This is a genomic window from Pseudovibrio axinellae (assembly GCF_900110875.1).
In the GTDB taxonomy this organism is placed as follows: Bacteria; Pseudomonadota; Alphaproteobacteria; order Rhizobiales; family Stappiaceae; genus Pseudovibrio; species Pseudovibrio axinellae.
Window position 1 is genome coordinate 13836 of record NZ_FOFM01000016.1, and the last position, 24407, is coordinate 38242.

Consider the following 24407-nt stretch of genomic DNA (forward strand, 5'->3'; position numbering starts at 1 on the left):
TTGCAAGCGGGTCTCAATTTGCTTGACCACATGAGATTAAGCACCAGCGTGTCACGTCAAATTAAAGCGACCATAAACGAGCAAAACGCAATGGTCATGCACTTGCAAAGTACCTTCGCACTTTCCGGTGGTAATCATTTATGCATACATATGGAAAGCGTGTTGCAGAATTAGTCCTTGATATGCCCGAAAGGCCGCCTTCACCTTGGTTAGACGGCTAAAATTCACGGTTATCAAAACCTCCCAAAATGTATGTATGTTTCAATTTATCTAAAAAATGAATTGAGTTTCCTTCCCAATCGATAATATCTGAGATAAAGATTTATTGCGTATTTCTGTTTTGATTTATGCATCTGGATGACTGTTGATTCTGCTCAATCAATAATTGAGCATCCTCCGCGGGCTCCCTATCCGATTTACTAGTCTTATTTTGCTGTTTGTTTTCAAGTTGAAAGAGCTTACATGACCAACGAATTGAACCCAGTTGAGTCTACAGATGATAACGACACTACACGCGCAGCCGCTCGCCTTCGCGTTGTTGACGACCTTCTCAAAACTGCGGTCTCAGGTTCAGCGGGAATATCCACCCAGGGACACTGGTGGAACTCAGTAAGTGAAGCACGGCACTCTGACCAGCCTGAGCTTGGCTCGGTTGTTAAACACAACCGAACGGATGAAACTGGGTTCGTTTGCGGCGAGACCACACTGGTATCTGGTCAGCGTACATTAATGTTCAGAACTTTTGACAGCGCTCCCACCGAAAGTGTCTGCTGCAACCCTGAAGATCTTGTCGTCATCGGAGACCCTGCACTGAGGGTGAGTTACGCATTGAGCGACCAGCACTAAGCCAGCAACCAGCTTACATGGGGCGCGTCGCAACCTGCCCTATCAATCAATGAAGGCGTTTTCGAAGCGTTGAGCTTGCAGCCAGACGCCTGCATGTTGCTTTATCAAGCCGCTTTTATGTAACAAGTGAAAGAAAGGGCGCACAGTCGCCCACTAACGACGATCACGGTTTAATAGCCCCGCCCACTGGTCGAACAAAAATACCTAACCACCGAAGCGCTTTTTAAAAAACACATTGCACGATCTGCGCGGAACCGCTGTAACAAACTATATTAGGGCGGGCTTTAATGATCAGGAAATTGCCGAATTTGTAGGGTGGAAGCTTGAAAATATAACTTCTATTCGAAGAAAATACGTTACACGTTCAGAGGTAGTAACAGCGGCAATCAACCGGCTTAATCAGAACCGAACATGAACGAAACTGTAAACCGCCCTGTAAACCGGCAAAAAAACACCTTCCCCCAAAAATCATATAAACTAGGTGGAAAATGAAAAAAAGCACTTGCGCTAAGTCCCTGCGATCCTTAGAAGACCCCTCACAGGCAGCGACCACACCAGACGCTCCTAAGAGCCCGTAGCTCAGCTGGTAGAGCAACTGACTTTTAATCAGTAGGTCCACGGTTCGAACCCGTGCGGGCTCACCATTTAACCTCATGGTATATAAAGAGGTTTAGCAAAGCTCCCTTCCGGGAGCTTTTTGCATTTAAGCACCGTGTCAGCACTATGTAAGCAAATGAGCGCGTTTGAAAGCGCAATTTCACCTCTTTTAGTTCCTGCAAATACCCTTTCAAATTAAATCTGGAAGAGCCGTTAATGTCGTCACTGGTCATCAGCAGCAAGACATTCTGTGAGGTTTGACACAAACCAAGCCGTCAGAACTTTGTCACCGCTCGTCATGTTGCACGGCGCGATATCTTGCATTAGTGGGCGCTTTGAAGTGCGCAGCGCTAGTTTGAAACTTCCCCCTCCGATGGCAGGTTAGAAGAGCTGAGAAAAGGCTCTTCTAACACTCGGTTTTCCGACCTCCAAAATCAAGCCCTTTCAAACCGTTAAACGGCCTATGGTCGCGGTTTTCGCCAATGGCCCAATGTTTCCAAATGAGCGATTGCACGGGCGAGTAGTTTCAGGCGCTAATGCGCGATGCCAGAGTTCTTGGGCTGTTTCGCCTACTCATACAAAGCACCATTTCTGCAAAAGCACCGGATCTGTATTTCTACGGTGATCAAGGAGATAGACGCTACCGCCCTCTATCTTCTGCTTTTCGTAGAGCGTCCGCAATTACATTCTTGCCCCTGTAGTACGGCAACAAAGAGGATGGTAACCGATGGCCCCGAAGTGTGGCTTTGCAAGCGCGCATGGGGCCAGTTTGACGTGAGCGTGAGCGCAGACAATCACTTGACAAGTGGGCACATCAAGGGTTGTGACCGGCCCGCCATTTGCACAGGGCGCTGAAACGGAAAACTAACACTTCATAGCAAGGTTGTTGAGCCTGTCGGCCTCATGAGCAATGGTTTTTGAGACAGTATGGCCCGCTTTAAACGCTATTAAAAGTATTTATTCACCCACTCATTTTTGTCCAATGAGTACCACCTTCATGAGCACATTCCTTAAATATACCTAAAGCCCTGAACAGCTCGAAAATACCCGCAGCAACGACCCTGTGCTATTATGTTTCTAAAGGCTCTCCCACCTGTCGGATTACAGGAAACCTGCGCTCATACAAGACTGCGCCTGTTCCCCGTCGAAGCGTTATGGACAGATTAGTTGAGTTGAATAAGGGAGTGTTTAGGCCCAGGATCACAAGGACAGGAGCGAGATATGGAGCAAAACACAAAGACGGCGAGCGCTATTCCACTAAGGACAAGATCCGAATTGTTGTTGCAGGATTGCGTAGTGAAGTCCGTATTGCTGAGCTGTGCCGTCAGGAAGGCCCCTCACAAGGCCTTTATTATAGCTGGTTAAAGGAGTTTTTGGAGGCTGACAAAAAGCGCATTGCAGGGGATACAGCCCGTCAGGCCAATACCATTGAGATCAAACAACTGCGTAAGGAAGCCCGCGATCTGAAAGAAGTGTTTGCAGAGCAAGCACTTGAACTGCGACTTCTCAAAAACCGTATGCTCGAGGATGGGAGGAAGACGAATGAGGTGCCCTGCCCATGAGAAGCTGGAAATTATTCGCCTCGTTGAGAATTCCCATCAACCAGTCAAGCATACTCCGAAACGTTTGGGCATTCCCCGCTCCACGTTCTATGGGTGGTATGAGCGTTATTTGTCCGTCATGAAGGGCTTGCAAACAATCATCAAGCGGCAGCAACGTGTCCCTGCGAAAAGCAACACACAGGGCCTCGTCCTCCACGGACAGGACCGTGGAGCGCGGCTGTTTTGGCCCCGTGGGCAAGTCTTCCACGGAACCGCGACTTCGCCACTTCATGACCGTTTTAGGGTTGAGGCTGTATTGCTCTGCCAATTCCGAGAGGGTTCCTTTTGAGCACTGGATCGTTGTCCTAAAGGCGTGAGTCATCTTGGCACGCCGTGTAAAACCTGTCCCACAGGTCCCTCCTAAGTGACGATAGAGTGTGTAAACTAACTCCATCACTCTGCGGGACTAAACATCTAGGTCGTTTGGCATTAGCTGCAAAATGTGTCAGAGGCCGTTTCATGCATACAATTCAGCTGTGTAGTCGTTCCATTGGTTGGAAAATTGCAGAAACTTCATCGTGAGCAGATAGGAAACTCTGGGCCTGGCACGGAGACTTGAAACGTTCCATGATCTTTGCTTGTCGTCGCGTATGGCGATGAGAACCTTCTGCCTGATTGTGCAACCCTTTGTGCTGACGATGCTCGAGATCTGGTGCGATCTCTTTCTTCTCAGCCCATAAGAGCCAAGCTTGTCCATAATCAGAACGCGTGGCATGCCTCCGCGCTTGAATAGCTATAAAAGAAACGTTTGGTAGGGCGTGATTGCAGCAGGATATCAAGAGTATTGCCATCCACCGCACGCCACAGCCAGTAGGTTACACCGTTAATCTTGACCACACTCTCATCTAGATGCCACTTGTCATTAGATGTTGGCTGATACCGTCTGATTTTACCAGCAAAGTGATGCCCCAACTTGTTCACCTAATCACCGACTGCCTCATAGCTGAGTACTGTTCTCCGCGCGGCAGGGAGGTTTTCAACATCGCGCAGGCTTACCACAAATCAATGATAGCCCCAGTCCGCATAGCCAATAATGCTGCGTGGGAAATAGAAACCTTTAAGAGCAGCAATAGCATCAAGATTGTGCATGGGATTGATATATGCAAAATCAAGGCATTCAATAATCTGACAAAGCCCCTTACCTTCAAGGCAGATAATCGAGCTATTGGTTCGTTTCCTGAAACTGCTTTTCGCGTTCTGCAATCTCCGGATAGGCATCTGTCAACAGTTTGCCGCCGACCCCGATATTATCGTAGGAATGCTCTTCGATATGAATCGTCAGGAGGTTGGCGTCCAGCCCTGTGCTTTCCTCAAAGGCTTTTGTCAGAGCGGCGACACAAGTAGCCTTTTTCTCTCTGGTAAGACGCGGCGAATAAACAACGATGTGTGGCATGGCATTTTCCTTTTCTGTCGTGAGATTGTTTTGTTAAGAAGCTCAAGCACTCAGTTTATCATGTATGAGCCAGCAATAGGGATCCTCTGCCATCATATCTTGGTCCACCGCCCAGGCGGCGGCTCTGCACCCACCACATTCCCATTTGAAAGAGCAAGAGGCACACCCTCCCTTAACATCGCGTTGGTGCAGTGCCTTGATGTGAGAGGAGTTTGACCAGATCTCGCCAAAGGGGGCATCCTTCAAATTTCCCAATGACAACGGAAACATCACGCAAGGTGTCACGTCGCCCTCAGCAGTGACGCATGCAATACTGATCCCGGCCTGACAGCCTCCCCGGCACGCGTCAGCGTCAGGTGCGAGTGAAGCCAGTCCTGAAGAATGGGCGGACAGATACATATCGGGATAATCAGCCTTGGCTGCCAGCCATGTCTGCAATAAGGCGTGCGCTGTGTCAGGCTCCAAGCCGTCGCTCAAGGCACCGCGTCCGGTGGGTATGAACTGAGAGAGGTTGAACCCGTCAACCCCGAGCTGCGCACAAAGCTCCAACATATCGGGCAGCAGGTGCGCATTGCGACGCATAGCTGTGAAGCAGATGTGGGTTTTCAGCCCTACCTCCAAGGCGATTTTTACGGCCTCCAACGCCTTTTGAAAGGAACCGGGTCCGCGAATAGCATTGTGCGCCTCTTGGGTACCGTCAATGCTCACCTGTAATCGTGAGAGACCGGCTTGCTTCAGTTTGTCCGCCGTCTTTTCCGTCAAAGGATATCCGTTGGTGCTGGTGCCAACAGTCATGTTGAGGCTGCGGGCATATGCCACCAACTCTATCAGATCGCGGCGCAGCAATGGTTCTCCGCCGGAAAATGCAACGTCGACGACACCAACATCATTCATTTGCCACAAAATTTCTTTTGCGCGATTGGTAGTATAGCCCTTGTCACCCTCCTTGTCCGCATTGGAGGAACAGTGAATGCAGGACAGATTGCAATGATTGCTTAAAATGAAAACCACATGCAAAGGATAGGACGGTTTAAACATAACCACCTCTCAAAAAAAGGATTGCAGGATACGGCCTTTGACCGATTTCAGATCCGGTTGCATGCCGCAGGTTTCATAGAACTCTTCAACAAATTGCAGATTTTGAGCGATAAACTTGCGCAGCCGTTGCGAAGCATTGCAAATATCTTCATAACTGGAGCCGGTGCTTCTGTGAGTGATCGTGTCTGAAAATAAGACAGCCTCTGCCAGCGTCGCCCGAGAGAACTTCGAGTAATCTTCAAAGTCCTTAAAGCGTGGCTCCACGCCAAAGCGGGTCGGATCCTCATGAATAGGCGTGTGCGGAAACAGGATCATCGGACTTACCCAACGCGGAATGCCGCCGACCTTCATGGTTTCAAGGATCAATTGCTCCGTATCACGCAGCGCAGCTTCACTCTCACCGGGAAGGCCGACCATCCACCATGTAAACGGCTCAACCTTTGCCTGGACCGCCTCGGAAATACTGAGCACCACCTCTTCGCGGTCGAGATGGCGGTTGTTGATCCGCGCCACATCGTAAGATCCGGTCTCGACGCCAAAATCCACACTGGCCAGTTCACAACACGCCGCTAGGGCAGCGTACCCCTCATATCCATAGCTTTCTGGATGGGCAAAAATGTTGAGGTGAGCGGGCCGAATATCGCGGCGGACCAACTCCTCACTCAGTTCGATGAGCTTGACATTTCCGCCAACAAAAAAATTGTCTTGAATAGTAAAGCGCGTAATGCCCTCGCTCATCAGCGCTGCAACCTGGTCCGCAATACGCCTTGCGGAATGAAACATCAGCTTACGCCGGCCCTGAAGGCGGCCAATGACGGGCTCAACGCACCAGGCGCATTTGAATGGACATGCACCGCGTGTAGTGGAAATTGCACCCGCATCTGGTCTCAGTGAGCGGGGTTTGAGTACGGAGTAGCGATAAACCGGAAGATCATCCATCTCTTCCAGCACGTGAGGCGCCACGCTTTCTCCCCTGTTTGTCACCAGTCCCGGCACGTCTTCCGTGACTTTTCCAGACAGGGCAACCTGCTGGCATATTGAAAGCAGCGCGTGTTCTGCCTCACCCTTGATGACCCCATCCACATAGGGTGCATTGGCACTGGCGATTTCTTCAGCAAACATCGTAGCGTGTTGTCCGCCGATATAGACCGGGACACGAGGCAGCGCAGCCTTTACAAGACGGGCCACCTCAAGTGCGCCAGAGCTGAAATGAACCCAGTTGAGACCAATAGCTATGACTATTGGATCCTCTTTCAGGATGAACGCTTTTACATCCTCCTCCTCAAACCCATAATGCAGCGCTAAGGGCACGTGCAGGCCATGCACCTCAAAGCCGTGCGCTTCCAGCCACGCGGCATTAGCAAGCAAACCAAGCCCAAATTGCTTATCATCCAGACATGGTGAGGTTTGGTTAAAGGAAGTTGGCGGTTGGATAAATAAGACTCGATCATTTTGCACCATAGCCTCAACCAAACTCAATGAGATTACGCCTGTTCAGCTCTTGCAAAAAAGAAAGGACTGAACTTCTCAGCACTTCTTCCGTGTGGTCACTTTCCTGCAACAGCAGTTTGCCTCCCAGATGAACAACTTCATCAATTTCTTTGCCATCACACTGATCAAAGATTGCCTTACCGCTGCTGGTGACAATGTGAAGCTGGTCGGTTTTGGGGTGATAGAGCAGAAAGTTGCCTTCCTCCTCGGTTCGGCAGCGCACGCCCTCCGTGTGGTGCACTGTTGTAAAATGCTCGCTCAACTTCTTGCCTCCCTTTTGCAACTGGGACCGGAGCCGAACTCAGGCATATCGGGTTTGATCCAGCAGGTTGGATCGCCAGCATACGCATCTCCATACCAGGCATAACTGGCTGCACGGCAACCCCCACATTTCTCCTTGTGCTCACACACAGAGCAGTTGCCTGAGCTGATATTTTCCCGGGAACGGATCTTGTGAAGTTCAGGTGCACTGCGCCAGATTTCCGTAAAGGTCTGCTCTTTCAGGTTGCCAACAGCAACAGGCAGGACAACGCAAGGAGTTACGTCCCGGTCTACAGTGATGCGGCAGTGGGTATATCCAGCCCCGCATCCTTTGTAGGGATCTGCCTCAGCTTCTGGGAGCAGTAAGCCAACCCGGCAATCATGCCAGTCAATTTCCAGCTTGCCTCTCCACCTCTCACCTGCCTTGATCCAGGCCTGCAAAAGCGTACCAAGCTCCTGCGGAGAGGGCATCAGGTCAACGCCGCCCCGAGTGGTATAAACATACTCCGTGAGGTTGACTTTCTCCGCACCAAGGCGGTGCGACAGCGCAATTATTTCCTGAGCTTCGCTCAGATTTGGCCTCATCGGTGTATAGTTAATGGTCACCCGCACACCGGCTTCAGTCAGGTGTTGGGCTGCTGCACAGGCCTTGTGAAAAATACCGGGTAGCCCGCGGATTGCATCATGTGTTTCGGCAGTCGCGCCATCTAAACTAACGCTCACATTGGAAACCCCAAGTTTCTTCAGTCGCCTCGCCACCTCTGGTGTCACTAGTATGCCATTGGTCGCAAATGTAACTCGCATACCTAGAGAGGTAGCGTGACCAATCAATTGCTCCCAGTCCGAACGTAACAGCACCTCACCGCCAGAAAGCGCAAGAATGAATACACCGGCTTCTGCAAGCTGATCAATCAGCTCCAGCGCATCCTCAAGCGGCCAGTAGTCTGGCCCTCTACCAAATAAGGCATCGGAGTAGCAATGCACGCAGCGTGCGTTGCAATCCAGTGTTGTTTCCCAAACAACGTAAAGGGGAGAAGATAGCTTCATCGCGAAACCTCAATCAAGAGGGTTCAACGGCGCCGAAACGCCGTTGTCCTCTACCAATTATTGGAGATAGGTTTGTGCAGATTAGGCAACCATCCACGCCATGGCAGAAAGAGAGCCAAGATCATCAATTGATAGTGCACCAACAGGAGCCAATTCAGTTTTGCCCGGGGTTCCCACATGAATGTCGAGGAAACTGATACGGCCATCCTGGAGGCGGAAGTTATGGGTGAAAGGCGCTTGAAGGCCTTCTCCGTTTTTGTTGATGATGTAGCGCAGACCACTTACTACAATATGCTCATCATTCTTGGCGTTGGCCACATTTACCTTAGACAAGTTGGTTGCCAACATGCCATCCACGCCTCTGGCGCGGTTTTGGTAGAACCCCGCGATTTCATCATGTTTCGCATAGTTCTTTTCGCCAATAGACTCTTTGCCGTGAATGGAAAGTTTTCCGCCTGAATGCCACAGTTCCATAATTGCGTCAGTATCAAACTTCTCGCCCTTCACTGCATGAGCGTCCATTTCCTTTACTGCGGCAAAGTATTTTTCAATAACACTCATATTACTTAAAGGCGTCAAGCTAGTTTTATTGAGCTCGCGTATATCCATAACTGTATTCCTCTATTTCACTTGTTTTTGCTAATAAAAGGAAGTTGCCATGAAACTGAAACACAATATTTACTAGGCTTACTTGACGTAAATCAATTGACTGCCTGTTATATTTCGACTTAATGCATGCCATTCATCAATAGAACCTGGGTTAAAATGATATTTTTCAAAATATCTAAACTTATGCAGGACTTAGCAGGTGAGTGAAATAATCAAGGACGCGTAAATATGTAATTTGAATACTGTCTGATGAGAAAACATACTTTCATCAATAAATTTGTTGTTAAGCTTCCAATCACCGACTGCTTCCCCCAATAGCCAGACGGCGCATTTAATACAATCTGTTCGCTTCAGGTAACTCAACATCGACGGCTAATACTAGTTTTCTGCAGTGGCCTCATCGGCGAAGGTAACCATAAGCTTTTCTTGCAGGAAGCCAAAACACTTTAGTGACTGTGCTATGTTTGACTTGAGCGGCCCCAGTTGAGTGGTCCAGATTGAAAGTTAGCGCATTAGTGGCCTACTCATATTTGATAGTGCGCCAGAACCGTTCGATAAAAGCATTATCGCGCTTGAGGACATAGGTGAAATCTATACTGGTGAACTGGTAGCCTTAGTCGGCGTTGAAAATTTCTGGCTTGCCGTGTCTTGAGAGCGCCTCTTCGACAGCTTCGATGCAACAGGCTACCTCCAAGGTGATTGATAACCACCAGCCCAGTACTTTGTGCGAGTACCAGTCAATGATAGCGACCAAATAGGTGAAGCCCTTTGCCATGGGAATTTCGGAAATGTCGGTGGCTCATACTAGGTTGGGTCTTAAAACCACAACATCACGCAGCAGATACTGGCAGATTTCATGTCCCGAAGCCGCTAGTAAACACTGCTTTTGGATACTCTCAGGGCTTTGGCATGCAGCCGTTTGATTTCGACTTCAGGTTCTTGTTTAGCCTGTTTATCAGCCCCAAACACATCAGGTATAGCCGCAACGGCCTGCCCTTTGCGTTGCATGATCTGGTTTGCGTGCACATTAAAGTCCTGAGCCAATTCACTCAAGGTCTTCTCTCCGCGAATTGCAGCAAACGCCACTTTCGCTTTAAAAGCCGGGCTATGATTCCAGCGCGGACGTCTGCTCAAGGTGGTCTCCTGTTCTTGGCATCATGCCAGTTTCAGGAGCTAAATCCACTAAGACAACATGTTCGAATTTCCAGAGCCAGCTCGCTTGAAAACAAGAGTTAAAGCTACACACTTTAATAAGTCATGTTAATGAGGCATCGACATATACGTTGCCTCATCTGTTTTTGTTCTTACCCACCAAATCCGCGACCTGATCTGGACCCAAAACCACCTCGAGACGCGATGGAAGTTCTGGTTTGCACTTTTGGCGGCTTAGACAGTTTTTTCGTCGCTTTTTTGGGAATGCGGGCCGATCGGCTGTTGGAAGACATGTCGAGAAGGTATCCGCCGCTCGTATAAAAATGGCGGCGATTGCGATCCGGATAAACAGGGCGAACGCGATACTTCCAGTCAGACAAACCTTGCGTTGCATTTGCAATAAAGTATCCAGCCGCGATTGGAACAAAGTAGCTGCTGTACGAGGTTCCATTCCCATGCGCTGGAGCACATGCATACCGTCCATGCTGATCTTCGCAAAGGCGGTTGGTATTGTAGCGCGGTGCGGAGGTATTCTCTGCTTCTTTGGCAATCTTAAAGGCCGCGGTGCATTCATTCACGCTATATTGCTCAGCAGAAACACATTGCTCCTGATCGACAAAAACCTGCCCATCTGCCTTTTCCTCGAACTGATCACATGCAGCGAGCGACACCCCGGCTGTTGCCATCACGACGAGTTTTAGAGGTCCTGAACGTTTCATCTGGTTTCCTCCTAGGCTCAATAGGTCATGCAAGCGGCGTTCAAAAGTCCCACGCTGATCGACACACCACCAAGGTGAATACCAATTGCGCTCTCACCCTTTTCGATTCTGCTGGAGACCTGCGGGTAAAACGCGCGGAACACCAAGAATGTGATGATTTGCAGGATGCCAGCAACAAGGCCCCACACAACGAAATCAATCAGGCCAACAGAGTTGGCAGCAGCACTTGCGATCGGAATAGAAAAGCCAATAACTGTGCCTGTGAGCGAGAGGGATGCAGCACTGTTGTTTTCTTTAATGAGTGCCATTTCCTTATGCGGAGTGACAAACTTGTAGATCGTCACGAAAATCACAAGCATCACAACAGCGACTATAAAATAGGCTAGAAAAGGCACTAAGCCAAATAAGGAATTTTGAAGTTCAGCCAAAATATTCTCCATCAAGATCAAATATGCAATTCGTGTTGTGAAAGACTACGCCCGAGCATAAAGGCCACACTGCGCTCGTTTGTGCCTTCCACCTCTTCCATGTTCACCAGCAACATCTCGTCTTTGCCGTCGCTTAGCTCTCGTGCGAACAACATGGCGCTTTGGAAAATTTTACGTCCAGATTTACCAGCACGATCTTCACTCACGCTCTCCCAGTACTGCATAGGCTCTTCTGGCTGGTCAGAGCTGTCGAACCATGCCCGCTCAAACAGCACGTCGCCCTGAGAACTGGAGAGTGAAAAGGTTTTTTGGCAGATGGATCGGCGGATTTCGCGCCATTGGTGATCTGTACTGGGGTACTGAACATCGTAATAGGACCACAGCATAATCTCATCAACACGCTCATCGGTGACGCCATCCCCGCCTTGAATTTGCAAGAGAAGGGTGTCGTCATCTGGATAGAAGCGGTGCAAATGTGACTGCTCGCCAAGATCGCAATGGCCTTGCGCAACGATTGAAAACGTCAGCTGTGGCACTTCGATCAAACTGTCCTGAGGCAGCAACTTGACGGAGATGCTGTCAACAGTAACAGCCCGACCAATGGTAACGCCAAGCACTTCAGGTAATTCAGTTTTTGCTTTTGATTTACGCCAGAACCGCAGCATCAAGCTTCTCCATTAAACGAGACCATGTCTCCGGCTCAAGACGCTGCTGAGCCACATAATAGACGGTGGTACCGCCCATCAAATCGCGTGGAAACGGCTTGAATGACACATCATCCGCTCCATTTTGGCCTACCGCAAGCAAAACGGCATTAACCGAAAGAAGTTGCTGCTCAACTTCTGCAGCCAGATATCCGCGTGCCCCTTCCAGAACACCAGAATAGATGGTGGCGTTGTGCGTTGCACTGCTCAATGCCATGATAACCCGGCTTGCGCCTGGATCCTGAGCAGCACGTACAAGCGTTTCTGTTGCACTCGAAACCACTGCTTCCACATGTGCTAGTTTGGTTGCACGGCGGGCTGTGTCGCGGTCCCCGAAATAGGCAGCCACATGTACATTGTCGGAGAGCTCACGGATAGCAAGGCAGGTGTTAAACGTTTCCGCATCGCTCTCGGTGTAAACGATGATCTTTTCTGCATGCTCCACCGCAGCCCGTTTCAGTGTTTCCAGCGTATCGAGCCGGTCCCCACGAACATAACGAACCCCTTCAGGCACAGTGATATCAGCGGAGGTGGCCAGCAACACAATCTTCGTGTCGTTGTCTCTACCTGCAACCAGATTGGTTATCATGCGTTCGGTTCGATCACTGTGATACCCGATGATTACCGTGGCACCGCTGAGGCTTTTGAAGTTACCTCTGCCATCTACCATTCGTCTTATCCCTTGAACGAGTGAACTGGTGAGCTTGCTCAACACAGCAGTGAAAATAAGAAGTGCGCCGGGCACAAACCAGATTGCCGAAATAAGGCGGCCAGCTTCTGTCGCTGGCGACAAGTCACCATACCCAACTGTGGAGGCTGTGGTTGAGGCGAAATATAAAAATACGACGAGATCGGAGGTCAGGCCTGTCTCGCCCGCCCAGGAAAAAAGAGCCCACGAGATCAGCAGATAAGCGCCGATCAACGAAAATAGGACCCACAAACGCAGTTCGACGAGGTGGTCATAGAACTTGGAGTAAATCCGTTGAATAACTGGCACTGCTAAAACTTCCCGGTCCCCACGCACAATTAAATAGACGATAAGCGCCTTTGTGGCAGACAATCAAAAATTAATCCTATGATTGATAGGCAATTATATTGACTTTGCAAATCAGCGAAAGCAATTATTCGACTAAACTACGAATATTTCCTGTTTTAGGCATCTATCGCCTTCCGAAGGTTGTAGATTAAGGCTCGCAACCTATTTAAGCCCTTTAACCTACATGGTTTTGGATTGGAGAATTGATAATGGCTCAGCCGGTTAGCCACTGGACTGCATCAAGCCTGGTAGGGGCGCTGCAAGCCTCACCAGAAACATCCTCAGAAGAGATGGAGTTTGTCGCTGCGCCCGAGACAAAGGACGTTTTTGAGGTGCACATGAAGAGCGCGGGTGATGTTGTTCTTTTTGTAGTTGTCAGTGCAGCACAAATCACTACCTCAACCATTCTTTGGGGACGGGATGAGCTGGACGATCCGCAAGCATTTGAGGCACTTATGCTGCGTTCACACCGCACCCTCATGCCACTCAGTGCTCTCTCAATCGGCAAGATTGGTGACCGTGAATACCATGAGTTGTTCGGCACCATGTCTTCCACCTCACCTCTTGCTGAGATCATTGAAGAGTTCAAAGTGATCGCAGAAAACGCAATCGAACTGGCCCGTGAACTCGGTCCAAAAGCCAGCGCATAACAGGAGTCATCTATGAGCATTTGGGGCAAACTGTTTTCCGCTGTGAAGGGGCATGTCAACACGGCAGCTGAAAACATTCAGGATTCCAACTTGATGGTGATCCTGGAACAAGAAATTCGGGAAGCAAAAGAAGCGATCGCCAAAGCCAAGGACGAACGCGCGCGCATGACCGCAAACAGAGTGCTGAAAGAGCGCTCCGTTGCTGAACTGGAAAGCGAAGTGCATCGCCGCACAGACGCTGCTCGCACAGCAAAATCAACCGGCGATGAAGTACTGGCCGTTGAAATCATTGAGAGCATTCTCAAGCTGAAAGAGAAGTCAATCTCAGAACAGGACCTGGCTGATCAATACAAGGCGACAGAAGAAAAGATGGATGCCTCTATCCGTCAGTCGCAAAGCCGTATCGAGAACCTGAACCGTAAGATCGAAAGCGCCAAGGCGACAGAAGCTTTGATCCATGCACAAAAGGCTTCTTCCACCAGCACAGTCGCGTCCAACGGCAAGCTGGCAAGCGCAGTTGATAGTCTGGACCGCCTTGAACAACGGCAGGCCCATCAGCAAGCCATGCTGGAAGCAGCCGAGCAAGAAGCGCGGGTTGATAGCGGTGCCGATCTTGAAGAAAAGATCAAGCGACTTGAGCGTCCGGGCCAAGGCGATGTGCAAAAACTTCTAGAAGCCCTGTAAGCACCTGAGCTGATTTATGAAACGAATATTGTTGCCTGAGCGCTCCGACTGGAAACAACAGGCAGAAGCGCTAGGCTTCAATTTTCACAGTATGTACGGCGAACCTTATTGGGATGAAAGCCGTGCATACCAGTTCACGCTCAAGCAGATTGAGGAAGATCTGGAAGACGTAACGGCAGGGATTTACAGCCTCTGTCTGGAGCTCGTCGACAAAGCCGTTCAAAGTGAGCAAATGATGCGTGCGCTCCAGATTCCAGAGAGATACTGGGACTGGATCGCGCAATCATGGAAGAACTCAGAGCCCGCACTCTATGGGCGGTTTGATCTGGTTTATGACGGCACTGGTCCGGCAAAGATGCTGGAATTTAACGCCGACACCCCAACCTCGTTGTATGAGACAGGCTTCTTCCAGTGGAACTGGCTGGAAGACCAGCTCACCCGCGGCGGCATTCCCAAGACCGCCGACCAGTTTAACTCTTTGCAAGACAAGCTGATCATCCGCTTAGCTGAGATCTTGGAAGCCGGAGACCATCTGCATTTCTCCTGCGTGAAGGATGCGATTGAAGACCGCGCAACTGTGCGCTACCTGCAAGATTGCGCACGTCAGGCAGGACTTCAGGATCACTTCGTCTTTATCGAAGATATTGGCGTAGATGAGCAATTCCAGTTCGCCGATCAAGAAGAGTACGTGATCGAGAACCTCTTCAAGCTCTATCCCTACGAAGACATGTTCCGTGAGTCTTATGGGCCTATCCTGCCCAAAACCAACATGCGCCTCATCGAACCACCCTGGAAGGCCATTTTATCCAATAAGGGCATGCTCCCACTGCTTTGGCAGATGTTCAAAGGACATCCGAACCTGTTGCCAACTTATTTTGAACAAGACACAGACAAAACCGACCTGACCAGCCGCTTCGTGAGAAAGCCGATCTTCAGCCGCGAAGGGGCGAATGTCTCTATCATTGAAGGGACGCAAGTGACCGAGGAGGTGCACGGACCATACGGTGGAGAGGGCTTCGTCCAGCAAGCCTATTGTCCAATCCCGCAATACGGTGAGGACTTCACCGTGATTGGATCATGGGTTATCGGAGATGAGCCAGCAGGAATTGGGATCCGTGAAGACAGTTCAAAGATTACCAAGGATCTGTCGCGTTTCATCCCGCACTACATTTACGACTAACGTTTTCTTGCTGAGACTTAACCATTAAAGCGGCATATGTTGCACCAGTATTAGCAGCACTTTGTAAGTCATTTTAGATTTTCGAATGTGCAGCTACTAAGGAAAATAGTTATGATAAATGATAACAGTTCTGGTAAAAAGATTATCCGTCAACAAGGATAGTTGGACAAAATCGGCTTTCGAATAGCGGAGTGTCTGCGCCTTTTGCGTGGTGATGTTAAGCGGCTTGTGTGTGGTAGCGCAAGCGGCAGTTTTTGCAGAGTTTTGCGTTTAAACACCTGCCGATGCGGTAGGATCTGTTTATCTCGCCCGCAATAGGCGCAGCCCTATCTGGATAACGGACACCTGGAGCTGGACAACAACGCAGCCGAACGCGCCATGAAGCCTGTGGCATAGGTTTTCTCCAAAGATGAAGCCAGGCACCTGCTCCGTGAAATATCTCAGCACTACGCTAGAGACTGAAAAATCCGCCATTGATGCGATCAGTAATACTTTTCTCAATCATTTTTTACTCTCAAGGTATCTGGTCGTGTTGAAGCAAAAAACATGTAGGAGTACAGGCCAAACGAAATATACCAAGAAGCTAACTAGGATAATTGATGAAACTAATGGCGTTTCGCCCGCGAAGAAGTAGCCAAGTGCGGAGCTTCCTATGAGGTCCTCTGGCGCGACAAAATTATGAAACCCTGGCAATAAAATGTGAAATATCAAAATAGGGGCGATAAGAAACAGGGGCACAAATATTAAAAATTGTAGTACCAGTTGACCAGGTGTAAAGGTCTTATCATCGAGACCTACAGGTCTCTTGTTGCACAAGGTGCACAGCAAACAAAGGACAGCAATGTTCACCAATACGTAAACAACGTAAAATTGCCTATATGGTTCCATCATGTAATATTGCGCGATGGGTTCAACACCGTAAATTATTGCGATGACAAACAAACCTGTCCACACGGCAGGATAGAACCCAGAACGATAAGACAATTCCTTGTATAGTGCGTATAAAAGTCACCAGAAGACAAGAAATACCCCAAGACCGATACTTCTTATGTCAAAGTAGTAATATAAAAACACAATCACAAAAGTAACACCACCTAGAACAATATGTCTCAAGGGGGTGTTTTTCTTATCAAAAAACAGCGGCACTATTTTAATAACCTCTAACCTGGGGCGTTTTTGAAGGAGAGTCGATAGTCAGACTGCCTCTCCAATAGAACGCAATCATACATTTTGATGGCCTGCAAGTTCTCCCCCAACAACAGGTATTCCAGGCAACCAACCGTTACGCATCTTACCCAGCGTCGTTGCGGATATATCAGCGGCAGGACGGAAAAATTCTTCTGTGAATACAATTCCCCGCACCAGCGTTGCTCTTACCAGACAAAGACCAGCTTGCTGTCCCGACTGTCTCACCACCTGAGGCTGTCAGCTATACTCATTCCTCCAGTAATAAAGCAAAGCTCCTTTGACCATACCTCGCCTGAACATGAACCCTCATGTAACTTCGCTGGTCGCTTAAAATAGTGCCCTCGATGGTCAAAAGACGAATTTCCTAAAGCACAACGCACCAGTAAAAGCACGCGCCCACGGGGAAGCAGTGCTCCAAAAAACTTTATCCCCCTGTGCCCAAACACCCCTTACTCTTAGTTGCATGCCCACGTAACGGGCTACTGGCGGACCGTCCGTCAGTGTGGCGTGGGCTGGGTGGGGCTGCTGGGGGAAGTAACGTATCTTTCCAGCAGGTCCGGTGGAACCGATTTTCAGAGGTGACCGCATGCTCTGGAAGGAAGGGCTCAAGCCTGAAGGGCATCACGCGGTGGCAGGCTCCATTGGGGCTTGTCAGGGATGAAGGATCTGTTTGGGCAAGGAAACGCCCCCAAACAAGGCCTTATTCTTCCAGGAAACTGGCTATCGTGTCTTTCAGTATAAGAGCGATGTTGTCCATACCAAAATGCCCGGGCAAGGCGACAAGCCAATGCCGAAGAAACTAATTTAATAAGTAGCGCAGGCATTGCCTGCTCGCCTTGCTCACCCCGTATCCGGGGTTTTCAGCTTCACCACTGCATGGCCAGCCATGCGGTGCTATTGGCACATGGATCGGCAGCACATGCGACGCATACCGACCAGCGGTCGTTGTCGGCTCTTCACCTGATCGCAGCTTGATGCCAAGGCTATGAGTGCAATATGAGCAGACCTCCCTGCCCCTATCAAATCCCAGCCAGTTGTCGGCGAGTAATAAACTATCATGTTCAGTATGTCATACTGCCATGACGCTTCATCATCTAACTTACGGGTCAGTACACTTCGCACAAATAGCTAATATAGCGAGATGTTAGCTGCTCTTCTTTCAGTTGGCGACAGCCAAGGTTTAAGCCGGTGCTATGACCCGCAACCCTCTAAGGAGTTTGCGATGTCTTCGAAACATGAAACACTTATCAAATCCATGTTGATCGATTTGCTGGAGCAACAGCGTATTGATCGAGTGACTGACTATTTCACCGAGGACGCATTGCTTATGATCAACAACACCCGCCTCGTTGGAATAAAGGCAATTTTACAGCGACTGGCTTGGATACGCGATAACCAACCTGCATTGAAACTCTCAATAAAACGGGTGTTCTTTAATGGCGATGAGGGTTTCGAACATCATGAATCAGAGGCGACCAATGATCAGGGCGAAACCATATGCTTCAAGCTTTTCAGCTTTATCCAGATGCGTGATGATAAGGTCTGTCGTTATGAGGTTGTGGCGATACAGACTATCGGACAGGGAGATATCGGAGTGACAACTGCCATCAATGTCTAGAATTTCCTGTAGCTGATAGGCAAAAAATAACCCTTGGATCTATAATGCCGCGTGTTTATAGGCTTGCCGCAATGTAAATTGCTTCAAGACCGGCTCTATAACAACTTCGACTGCGAGTTAGGTCGCCTTTACCGAGCGCTTACTCTTCGCTTTGAAAGTTTAATACTCACCAGCACCGGACACTAGTGAAGCCCAGAACAATCATAACTTGAGATATAAATAACTCTTTAAATCCAGCAATTTATCTATTTCAATTTCGCGACCTAAGAACTTACCTTTCGTTAAACTGCAACCAGAACCCCGATGATAACTCAGGCTTCCATATAAAATGGCCGCGACCTGCCATAAGCACGTGCCCACATGCATCAATGAGTGCCCAGAACGCAAAATCTGAATAGGTGTACAGAACCTCATACTTTGCCAGATTGTATTCGGAGTTCGATTTGTCATTAGGATCATGACTAGCTGGACGAACTCTCATTTCACCAACATTCAGAGCCGATCCGTCAGGAGGAAATAGTTCTGCCACGTTACTGTTGCTGCGGGTCTTCATTTTAGCGAGCAAGACTTGCCTCATTTCCTGTTCAGTCAGGTTCGGCCTGCATTCTTTCGGCCTCTCCATCTGGATAAAAGCAACAAGGACAAACAGAAAAAGGCCAGTCACCACCCATAAAGCTCTTGTCAAATACACCCGTTGAATACCCAATACGAGCATCAATAACTCACTTGGCTGGTGCCTATGTTAAAATGATCTTTTGGTGCGCCTGCTGGCTCGCCGAAGCAAGCCCCCTTTAAAAACCACGCTCCGTTGCTAACAAAAATTGAGACTGCCACTGCCAGAACTCTCGACTGTCTGTTTTTCGATTGAAGTGGCTTTCAAGCTTAATATTTCATTATATTGGGAATGAAGGAAATGGTACGAGCAACTAATATTAGAGACGGGTATGAAAGATACAGAATTCCTCAGCTTTTCTCCTGACTTTGCCCAGGCTATGGCGTTTTTTCAGGCGCAGGAAAATTATAAGGCCTCCCCTCTGCTCCAGTTACATGGTGCCAATGGGCAGACCTTTCTTGCCAAAGACGAAACAAACCGGATGGGGCTGGGTGCATTTAAGGCACTTGGAGCCCCGCTTCTCTCAGTTTGAGTAATGCTGTTGCATTTAGGCTTGAACCTACATCATTCAAAGTATTTATTGGTATTAGGATAAAATTTATTTCCGATAGAGCCAGAGCCCCTATCCTTCAAACAAACGAAGTCGTGTTACGTGGCAGTCAGTCTGCCAACTCCATCTCATTCATGATTAGGTGAGGTTCTGCGGCAGCTGGTTGAGTGCCTAAAACAGTCACGCGTTCGCCAAAGCGGGAGTATGGATAGTAATCCCACACTGCGCGATGCTGCGTGCAGCGATTGTCCCAAAGTACCAATGTGCCCGGCTCCCAACGTATACGGCAATTCAATGCCTGTTCACGCTCAACGAGTTGAAAGAGCATCTTCAAAATGGCATCACTCTCCTCTTCGGATAAATTTGGGATATGCGTTGTAAAGCCTGAGTTCACAAAAAGCATTGGCTTGCCTGTCTCAGGATGTTTCGCAACTATTGGGTGCTCAGTTTTAGGTAGCCCTTTTGGTGGCGTGAAGCCCTTCCACGGCACGGCTCCATCGTGAACTGCAGTAAGCCCAAGTAAGAACTCTTTCATCATAGGCGACAACATCTCATAGGCCAGATGCATGTTCGCGAACAAGGTATCTCCACCGCATCCAAGCTCAGGTGTTTCATGCATGTACAACATCGAGCTATGCGAAGGCGCAGGATCCGCTGTGCCATCCGTATGCCACACCTCTCCTGCTACAAAGCGAGATTTCTTACCGGCACGGATTAAGACAATCTCTGGATCATCACCATCAATGTCACTCAGTGGAAGAGCACGCAGTGTACCAAACTGCCGGGCAAACTCCTTTTGTTGGTCTTTGGTGAGTTTTTGGTTGCGGAACACCAGAACATGGTTCTCAAGAAACGCACGGTGAATCTCTGCAAACTGCTCTTTGCTTACGCCATCAGATAGATTTACTCCGCAAACTTCAGCACCAATGACCGGTGTAAGGCGGTCCAGCTGAATATGCCGGTAGGTTTCTCGAGGCGCTGCCGCAATACTTTCAATAGCTGTCAGAGCATGTTCATGCATGAAGTTTTCTCCTTGGAAAAAAGTTAAACAATAACAGTTCGAAGGCATCTAACGAGGTGCTGTAGAGCTTCACAGTAACGCCTCTCCAACTCACCAAATGCATGAGCACACGCAAAGGCATAGGCCGAAGCTTTAAACAGGCTGAGTAAAGCAGTCGTATTTGCATCTTGCAGCGAGCCATCAGTAAACAGTTTGGCGTTTATGTTGGAATGAACTTGCGCGTTTGCTCGCGCAAACGCCTTGGTATTGGCTTCGCTGTTTAAAGTGCCATAATAATCAGCATAAGCTACCGCAGAGCCAAACTCGCTCTCGATCATATCTTTGTTGCCCGCGGCAAACTCAAGCGCACTGGAGTGTGAAACGCGGTAGGTTTTCTCCGCGACAAACGCAAGGCGAAACAGGACTAAATAGGCGCCTTCTAACGCATCGAGCCAATGCTCTAAAACTGGCATATCCCCTATCGCCGCTTTGCAATGCATATCTTTCAGGCATTCCAGCTCACGGGTGCTTTCCCCACGCATCTGTGCTGCGTCAATTCCAAGCACCAGTACTGTTCGCCCCATGTACGCATGGAGCTTCTGAACCGTACCATCGGTCAACAAAGACATGGTACAGCTCGTCAGATCAGCCTCAATGTGTTCTTGCTTCAAATCACGCACCAACATGGGCTGATACCCCCTGACTGACAAACGCATTCAAAATAGCCTGCCCAAATGCAGTATTCCCGTGAATCGGATCATTTTCCTGCGAGAAGTCTTCGTGCTGTAGTTTATCAAAACCCGTAGTAACATCACGAACGTCCAGAACCGGAAGACCCAAGCGTTCTGCTTCTGCAATCATCACGTTTTGTGCTGCCTGGAAAACACTTGGCTCTGAAGTCTCAGGTACTTTCTGCGGAGGAAGAACGGCAACCGCCTCAACTCCCATTTTGAGAACGGTGCGGTAGAAATCCAAAGCGCCCTGTGCCATTGCACAGATAAGGTCATGAAACAGAGGGCCTTCCAGAAAGGCTGATGGCAGCTTGCCGTCGACCTCCCTGTATATCTCCCAGTTTTCAGTGGTTGCATAAAAATGCAAGGCAAAGCCGAAAGTGCAAAGCAGTGGAACCTCTACATCCTGCAGCGAATTTGCATCGAGTTCTCCCAGAAAAGACCGATACATTTCATTTGCATAACCACTTCGAAAAACCGGATCTTTGTTATTCCAGTCAACAAAAGGAGCTGTGAACTCGCGCCCTGCCCCCATCGGACCACCAACGAATAAGATCCCAGCTTCTTTGGCCGCACGCCCAATTGCGCCAGCGTGGGAGTCTCCTAACAACATAAACTGGATGTCATTTGTAATAGTCGAGTAGTTCTTCTTCACAGATGATGTCCTCAGTTGGCAGGAATGATTGCGTACTGACGTCTGATTGGTCTTGCAGCGTCTGGTCAGCAGAAGAAATGCCATTAAAGAAATGGCCCATTACAAATCGGACGCCGGTTGGTGTAATCGTGCGTTTGTTGGGGTTGTAGAACACTCCGTTCATAGGAGGAGAAGCAACCAGTTCGTAGGATGGAAAATACTCCACGTTCTCATTGGTGGCTTCCAACTGCCCTGCCACAGCTCTCAGAACAGACTTGGTATAGGTGGAAGCTGTTAGCACATGATGCGTCGTGAATGTCGCCGTGACCGGAACCGGTGAGACGGTGAACACCAGACGTAGGTTGGGATTGTGCCTTCCTATAAGATCGATACATTCCTGAAAATCAGAGAGTATTTCTGCAAAGGCAAAATTATGCGCTTGATGCAATCTTTCATCAAACCGGCCTTTCACTGTGCCAGGGCACATGGGATAGACAACATTTGTTGCCGTATTGAGCCAGGCCTCTGTCAAACCCATAGTAAACACGAACAGATCAGCAGAGCTTATCGCTTTGCGAATAGCCACAAGGGTGTCTTCACGTGATGCCCACATGGCTTGAGGGCTTTCAAAGCCATCAGGAGAAATATTGGGCCGGAATGGATCGAAATACCGCTCTCCATTATTCCAAGTCTCTTTAGACTGGGGGACTTCATCAAAAGCCCATTGGAGCCATTGCAACAACAAACGTGCGGTGTAGATGTTTCCTGTTCTGAATGAAAACACGCCATAGTTGTGATCAAAGGCTTCCTGAGCGCTTAAACTGTCAGGCGCGGGTTCTGCATTATGCCAGTTCATCCCACGTCGCTGCAGTTCTTTGCCCATGTTTTGAGAGAAGCAAGATCCAGCAGTTATTATGGCAGCATCCTTCTGTATCTTAAACTTCGGGGTCCAAACCTGCGAGATCGAGAAATAGTCTCGCTCAGCGACCGATGGACGCCAGAACTTGTTGGAAGCCAGAGAACTGTACGGGTTCATTTCACACCACTCCTCACGTGAGATGGGTCAGCAGTTCAGCTGGCCTGCTCCGCAATTTCTTCTCTTTGTCTGGTTGCACTGAGCAGCCGGAAACCCAGGTAAGCTACCGGTACGCACATTATCGCGGATGTGAGGAACAATGGCCCTCCACCGATGTGTTCAATCACCATTGCTGCGGCAAATGGGACCGCAGCAGCGCCCGCATTGGAAAGCATATAAAGGCCCATATAGCTGTTCCTAAGACGCACAGGAGCGGTACGGTCTACCACTGTGGCAAACAAAGGCATGGCGATAATTTCCGCCAATGTCGCAAGTGCTATCGCAACAAGCCACAACTCCCTTATTTCAGAGCGGTTGGAAGCGATCACCAGCAGACCAAGCATCAGGAAAAAGAAAGCAGCCAGAATGGCCTTGTGTTCTTCTAGCTCAACCAGCCACTTCATCAAGAACAGATGAACGACCAAAACGACGCTCGTGTTGGTAACGTTGATCGATGCGATAATCCCATTGATGTCAGGCGTTTCGAGAGACATCAGGAAAAATGTCAGGGGATCATCTATTTGTGCGTACAAGATGACCAGGAAGAAATTTGAGATAAACAGTGTCAGAAACAAACGATCCACTAAAGCTGTTTTTAACAGTGTCGAAACAGGTATTTCCTCCCTGCCTGAGACAACAACGCTTGGCGCGACACTTTTCATTATGCAGAGCGCGAGAACAGCGTAGGCGACCGCACCTACGAGAAAAGCGAAGTTTGAGTTTTGGTTTGCAAACCAAAGCCCGCATAACGGCCCTAACGCACCTGCGATATTGACCAGATAGTAGCGTATGTGAAACAGCAGAGGTCGGTCTTCATCCTTGGTTGCGCAGTCCCCCAATGCAGATCGTAAAAGCGGCTCAAGTGCACCATTGGCAACGGCCATGCCCACAATGACCGCAAAATAGATCTGCTCGTCCTTCCCAAACGCCAGAACGCAATAGAACCCTAAGGTGCTCAAAGCACTGATCAGCATGATCGCGCGACGATTCAACTTGTCCGCTATAATCCCACTTACAGGCGAAGCAATAAGCGCAGCAAATGCCGACAGCGAAAAAACTACTCCGAGTTCTGCAATAGAGGTTCCGAAGTTTCGTGCCATGAGTATCGCAAAAAAAGGCCAGATCATGAATGATGCAAAGCGTGCGCAAAAGGTGCCAACCAGAATGTTTTTTGCTGGTCTAGGAAGTCCCCAGAATTGACGCAGAAATGATTGCCGGTGACTTGGTACGGGAATGAACAAAATAACCTGCTCGTTAATGAGGACGTTCGGCGCGGAAGTTGCGCGGCTAGTTAGTTGCTATAGAAAACTTCGCAATCAGTGTCCGACCAGCCTTTTAGGTTGCCGATCATATCAATATTGAGATGATCTCCCTCAAATATGCGTGGTTCATTTATTTCCCCAGCACGCTAACAAGATGCCTTCAGATTCGAATTATAGCTTGACTTTGTGATATATTGGAAAGAATGTTTGAGCAATTAAAAATTTAATACCAGAGGCTTTAATGAATAAAATTCACCTTTACTTCCCTGAGTCCGACCTTACCGGAAACATGGACTGAGA

The 24407-nt window shown here is 49.0% G+C and carries 24 protein-coding genes, 1 tRNA gene and 4 pseudogenes; 9 read left to right on the forward strand and 20 right to left on the reverse strand.

Going from position 1 to position 24407, the window contains the following annotated elements:
* Positions 1 to 462: 462 nt before the first annotated feature.
* The 3 genes and pseudogenes from BMZ51_RS20830 to BMZ51_RS20845 form a co-directional block, all read left to right on the forward strand.
* On the forward strand, positions 463 to 846 hold the full coding sequence (locus tag BMZ51_RS20830) for a hypothetical protein (RefSeq protein WP_068008233.1): 384 nt from the start codon (positions 463 to 465) through the stop codon (positions 844 to 846).
* A gap of 568 nt (positions 847 to 1414) precedes the next feature.
* Positions 1415 to 1490, forward strand: a tRNA-Lys gene (locus BMZ51_RS20835).
* A gap of 1203 nt (positions 1491 to 2693) precedes the next feature.
* A pseudogene (locus BMZ51_RS20845) lies at positions 2694 to 3114 on the forward strand (transposase); the annotation flags it as partial.
* Between the two features lie 12 nt (positions 3115 to 3126).
* On the opposite strand, the pseudogene BMZ51_RS24555 reads toward BMZ51_RS20845, so the two are convergent.
* From BMZ51_RS24555 to BMZ51_RS20915, 14 genes and pseudogenes are all read right to left on the reverse strand, one after another.
* Positions 3127 to 3395: pseudogene (locus BMZ51_RS24555) on the reverse strand (IS481 family transposase); the annotation flags it as partial.
* Positions 3396 to 3743: 348 nt separating this feature from the next.
* Entirely contained in the window at positions 3744 to 3965 is a 222-nt protein-coding gene (locus BMZ51_RS24795) for a DDE-type integrase/transposase/recombinase (protein ID WP_068008226.1), read from the reverse strand.
* 241 nt (positions 3966 to 4206) lie between these two features.
* Positions 4207 to 4437: a 4-oxalocrotonate tautomerase DmpI gene (gene dmpI / locus BMZ51_RS20865; protein ID WP_068008223.1), complete on the reverse strand. Its 231-nt coding sequence runs from the start codon at positions 4435 to 4437 to the stop codon at positions 4207 to 4209.
* Between the two features lie 42 nt (positions 4438 to 4479).
* Complete coding sequence (locus tag BMZ51_RS20870) at positions 4480 to 5475, reverse strand: radical SAM/SPASM domain-containing protein (protein WP_068008220.1); 996 nt, start codon at positions 5473 to 5475, stop codon at positions 4480 to 4482.
* A gap of 9 nt (positions 5476 to 5484) precedes the next feature.
* Positions 5485 to 6954 (reverse strand): B12-binding domain-containing radical SAM protein, encoded by a 1470-nt coding sequence (locus tag BMZ51_RS20875; RefSeq protein ID WP_139201445.1) that lies wholly within the window; start codon positions 6952 to 6954, stop codon positions 5485 to 5487.
* Entirely contained in the window at positions 6941 to 7228 is a 288-nt protein-coding gene (locus BMZ51_RS20880; protein WP_068008214.1) for a PqqD family protein, read from the reverse strand. The genes BMZ51_RS20875 and BMZ51_RS20880 overlap by 14 nt, the downstream gene beginning before the upstream one ends.
* Complete coding sequence (locus tag BMZ51_RS20885) at positions 7225 to 8274, reverse strand: radical SAM/SPASM domain-containing protein (RefSeq protein ID WP_068008212.1); 1050 nt, start codon at positions 8272 to 8274, stop codon at positions 7225 to 7227. The genes BMZ51_RS20880 and BMZ51_RS20885 overlap by 4 nt, the downstream gene beginning before the upstream one ends.
* An 81-nt stretch (positions 8275 to 8355) precedes the next feature.
* Positions 8356 to 8883 (reverse strand): nuclear transport factor 2 family protein, encoded by a 528-nt coding sequence (locus BMZ51_RS20890; protein WP_068008209.1) that lies wholly within the window; start codon positions 8881 to 8883, stop codon positions 8356 to 8358.
* Positions 8884 to 9406: 523 nt separating this feature from the next.
* Positions 9407 to 9751 (reverse strand): annotated as a pseudogene (locus BMZ51_RS24800) (transposase); the annotation flags it as partial.
* Positions 9752 to 9872: 121 nt separating this feature from the next.
* Positions 9873 to 10039: pseudogene (locus tag BMZ51_RS24805) on the reverse strand (IS3 family transposase); the annotation flags it as partial.
* Positions 10040 to 10187: 148 nt separating this feature from the next.
* Positions 10188 to 10754, reverse strand: a complete 567-nt coding sequence (locus BMZ51_RS20900; RefSeq protein WP_068008204.1) for a DUF1190 domain-containing protein — start codon at positions 10752 to 10754, stop codon at positions 10188 to 10190.
* Between the two features lie 17 nt (positions 10755 to 10771).
* Positions 10772 to 11182, reverse strand: coding sequence for a DUF350 domain-containing protein (locus tag BMZ51_RS20905; RefSeq protein WP_208979612.1), 411 nt, complete (start codon positions 11180 to 11182; stop codon positions 10772 to 10774).
* Between the two features lie 17 nt (positions 11183 to 11199).
* A complete protein-coding gene (locus BMZ51_RS20910; protein WP_068008201.1) occupies positions 11200 to 11847 on the reverse strand; it encodes a DUF2491 family protein in 648 nt (215 codons plus the stop codon).
* Positions 11828 to 12946 carry an ion channel gene (locus BMZ51_RS20915; RefSeq protein WP_208979613.1) on the reverse strand — a complete coding sequence of 373 codons (1119 nt, stop codon included), beginning with the start codon at positions 12944 to 12946 and terminating at the stop codon, positions 11828 to 11830. The genes BMZ51_RS20910 and BMZ51_RS20915 overlap by 20 nt, the downstream gene beginning before the upstream one ends.
* A gap of 185 nt (positions 12947 to 13131) precedes the next feature.
* Here BMZ51_RS20915 and BMZ51_RS20920 point away from each other — a divergent pair, with 185 nt between their 5' ends.
* The 5 genes from BMZ51_RS20920 to BMZ51_RS20945 all read left to right on the forward strand — a co-directional run bounded on the left by BMZ51_RS20920 (position 13132) and on the right by BMZ51_RS20945 (position 18242).
* A complete protein-coding gene (locus BMZ51_RS20920) occupies positions 13132 to 13572 on the forward strand; it encodes a DUF2170 family protein (protein WP_068008198.1) in 441 nt (146 codons plus the stop codon).
* A 12-nt stretch (positions 13573 to 13584) separates the two neighbouring features.
* On the forward strand, positions 13585 to 14256 hold the full coding sequence (locus BMZ51_RS20925) for a PspA/IM30 family protein (RefSeq protein ID WP_068008196.1): 672 nt from the start codon (positions 13585 to 13587) through the stop codon (positions 14254 to 14256).
* A 16-nt stretch (positions 14257 to 14272) separates the two neighbouring features.
* Complete coding sequence (locus BMZ51_RS20930; RefSeq protein WP_068008193.1) at positions 14273 to 15436, forward strand: glutathionylspermidine synthase family protein; 1164 nt, start codon at positions 14273 to 14275, stop codon at positions 15434 to 15436.
* Positions 15437 to 15766: 330 nt separating this feature from the next.
* Entirely contained in the window at positions 15767 to 15832 is a 66-nt protein-coding gene (locus BMZ51_RS23950) for a transposase (protein WP_074882300.1), read from the forward strand.
* 2014 nt (positions 15833 to 17846) lie between these two features.
* Entirely contained in the window at positions 17847 to 18242 is a 396-nt protein-coding gene (locus BMZ51_RS20945; RefSeq protein WP_068008186.1) for a nuclear transport factor 2 family protein, read from the forward strand.
* Positions 18243 to 18513: 271 nt separating this feature from the next.
* Here the strand turns inward: BMZ51_RS20945 and BMZ51_RS20950 are convergent, their stop codons facing one another.
* Positions 18514 to 18906, reverse strand: a complete 393-nt coding sequence (locus tag BMZ51_RS20950; RefSeq protein WP_139201446.1) for a hypothetical protein — start codon at positions 18904 to 18906, stop codon at positions 18514 to 18516.
* Positions 18907 to 19186: 280 nt separating this feature from the next.
* Between BMZ51_RS20950 and BMZ51_RS20955 the strand changes: the two genes are divergently transcribed.
* Entirely contained in the window at positions 19187 to 19387 is a 201-nt protein-coding gene (locus tag BMZ51_RS20955) for a hypothetical protein (protein WP_068008180.1), read from the forward strand.
* A 127-nt stretch (positions 19388 to 19514) separates the two neighbouring features.
* On the opposite strand, the gene BMZ51_RS20960 is transcribed toward BMZ51_RS20955, so the two are convergent.
* Genes BMZ51_RS20960 through BMZ51_RS20980 form a run of 5 tightly spaced genes read right to left on the reverse strand, consistent with a single transcriptional unit; the run spans position 19515 to position 24086 of the window.
* On the reverse strand, positions 19515 to 20426 hold the full coding sequence (locus BMZ51_RS20960) for a TauD/TfdA dioxygenase family protein (RefSeq protein WP_068008177.1): 912 nt from the start codon (positions 20424 to 20426) through the stop codon (positions 19515 to 19517).
* A gap of 23 nt (positions 20427 to 20449) precedes the next feature.
* A complete protein-coding gene (locus tag BMZ51_RS20965; protein ID WP_068008174.1) occupies positions 20450 to 21091 on the reverse strand; it encodes a hypothetical protein in 642 nt (213 codons plus the stop codon).
* Positions 21078 to 21791, reverse strand: a complete 714-nt coding sequence (locus tag BMZ51_RS20970; RefSeq protein WP_139201447.1) for a hypothetical protein — start codon at positions 21789 to 21791, stop codon at positions 21078 to 21080. Before BMZ51_RS20970 ends, BMZ51_RS20965 begins: the two co-directional genes overlap by 14 nt.
* Positions 21760 to 22806, reverse strand: a complete 1047-nt coding sequence (locus BMZ51_RS20975) for a GSCFA domain-containing protein (protein ID WP_068008169.1) — start codon at positions 22804 to 22806, stop codon at positions 21760 to 21762. Before BMZ51_RS20975 ends, BMZ51_RS20970 begins: the two co-directional genes overlap by 32 nt.
* 35 nt (positions 22807 to 22841) lie before the next feature.
* Positions 22842 to 24086 carry an MFS transporter gene (locus tag BMZ51_RS20980; RefSeq protein WP_068008167.1) on the reverse strand — a complete coding sequence of 415 codons (1245 nt, stop codon included), beginning with the start codon at positions 24084 to 24086 and terminating at the stop codon, positions 22842 to 22844.
* Positions 24087 to 24407: the final 321 nt, after the last annotated feature.

Bases quoted from the DNA above. Each gene is read 5' to 3' on its own strand.
- BMZ51_RS20830 (WP_068008233.1), top strand. From the start codon at position 463: ATGACCAACGAATTGAACCCAGTTGAGTCTACAGATGATAACGACACT.
- dmpI (WP_068008223.1), bottom strand. From the start codon at position 4,437: ATGCCACACATCGTTGTTTATTCGCCGCGTCTTACCAGAGAGAAAAAG.
- BMZ51_RS20870 (WP_068008220.1), bottom strand. From the start codon at position 5,475: ATGTTTAAACCGTCCTATCCTTTGCATGTGGTTTTCATTTTAAGCAAT.
- BMZ51_RS20885 (WP_068008212.1), bottom strand. From the start codon at position 8,274: ATGAAGCTATCTTCTCCCCTTTACGTTGTTTGGGAAACAACACTGGAT.
- BMZ51_RS20890 (WP_068008209.1), bottom strand. From the start codon at position 8,883: ATGGATATACGCGAGCTCAATAAAACTAGCTTGACGCCTTTAAGTAAT.
- BMZ51_RS20900 (WP_068008204.1), bottom strand. From the start codon at position 10,754: ATGAAACGTTCAGGACCTCTAAAACTCGTCGTGATGGCAACAGCCGGG.
- BMZ51_RS20910 (WP_068008201.1), bottom strand. From the start codon at position 11,847: ATGCTGCGGTTCTGGCGTAAATCAAAAGCAAAAACTGAATTACCTGAA.
- BMZ51_RS20920 (WP_068008198.1), top strand. From the start codon at position 13,132: ATGGCTCAGCCGGTTAGCCACTGGACTGCATCAAGCCTGGTAGGGGCG.
- BMZ51_RS20925 (WP_068008196.1), top strand. From the start codon at position 13,585: ATGAGCATTTGGGGCAAACTGTTTTCCGCTGTGAAGGGGCATGTCAAC.
- BMZ51_RS20930 (WP_068008193.1), top strand. From the start codon at position 14,273: ATGAAACGAATATTGTTGCCTGAGCGCTCCGACTGGAAACAACAGGCA.
- BMZ51_RS20945 (WP_068008186.1), top strand. From the start codon at position 17,847: ATGTCTTCGAAACATGAAACACTTATCAAATCCATGTTGATCGATTTG.
- BMZ51_RS20955 (WP_068008180.1), top strand. From the start codon at position 19,187: ATGAAAGATACAGAATTCCTCAGCTTTTCTCCTGACTTTGCCCAGGCT.
- BMZ51_RS20960 (WP_068008177.1), bottom strand. From the start codon at position 20,426: ATGCATGAACATGCTCTGACAGCTATTGAAAGTATTGCGGCAGCGCCT.
- BMZ51_RS20965 (WP_068008174.1), bottom strand. From the start codon at position 21,091: ATGTTGGTGCGTGATTTGAAGCAAGAACACATTGAGGCTGATCTGACG.
- BMZ51_RS20975 (WP_068008169.1), bottom strand. From the start codon at position 22,806: ATGAACCCGTACAGTTCTCTGGCTTCCAACAAGTTCTGGCGTCCATCG.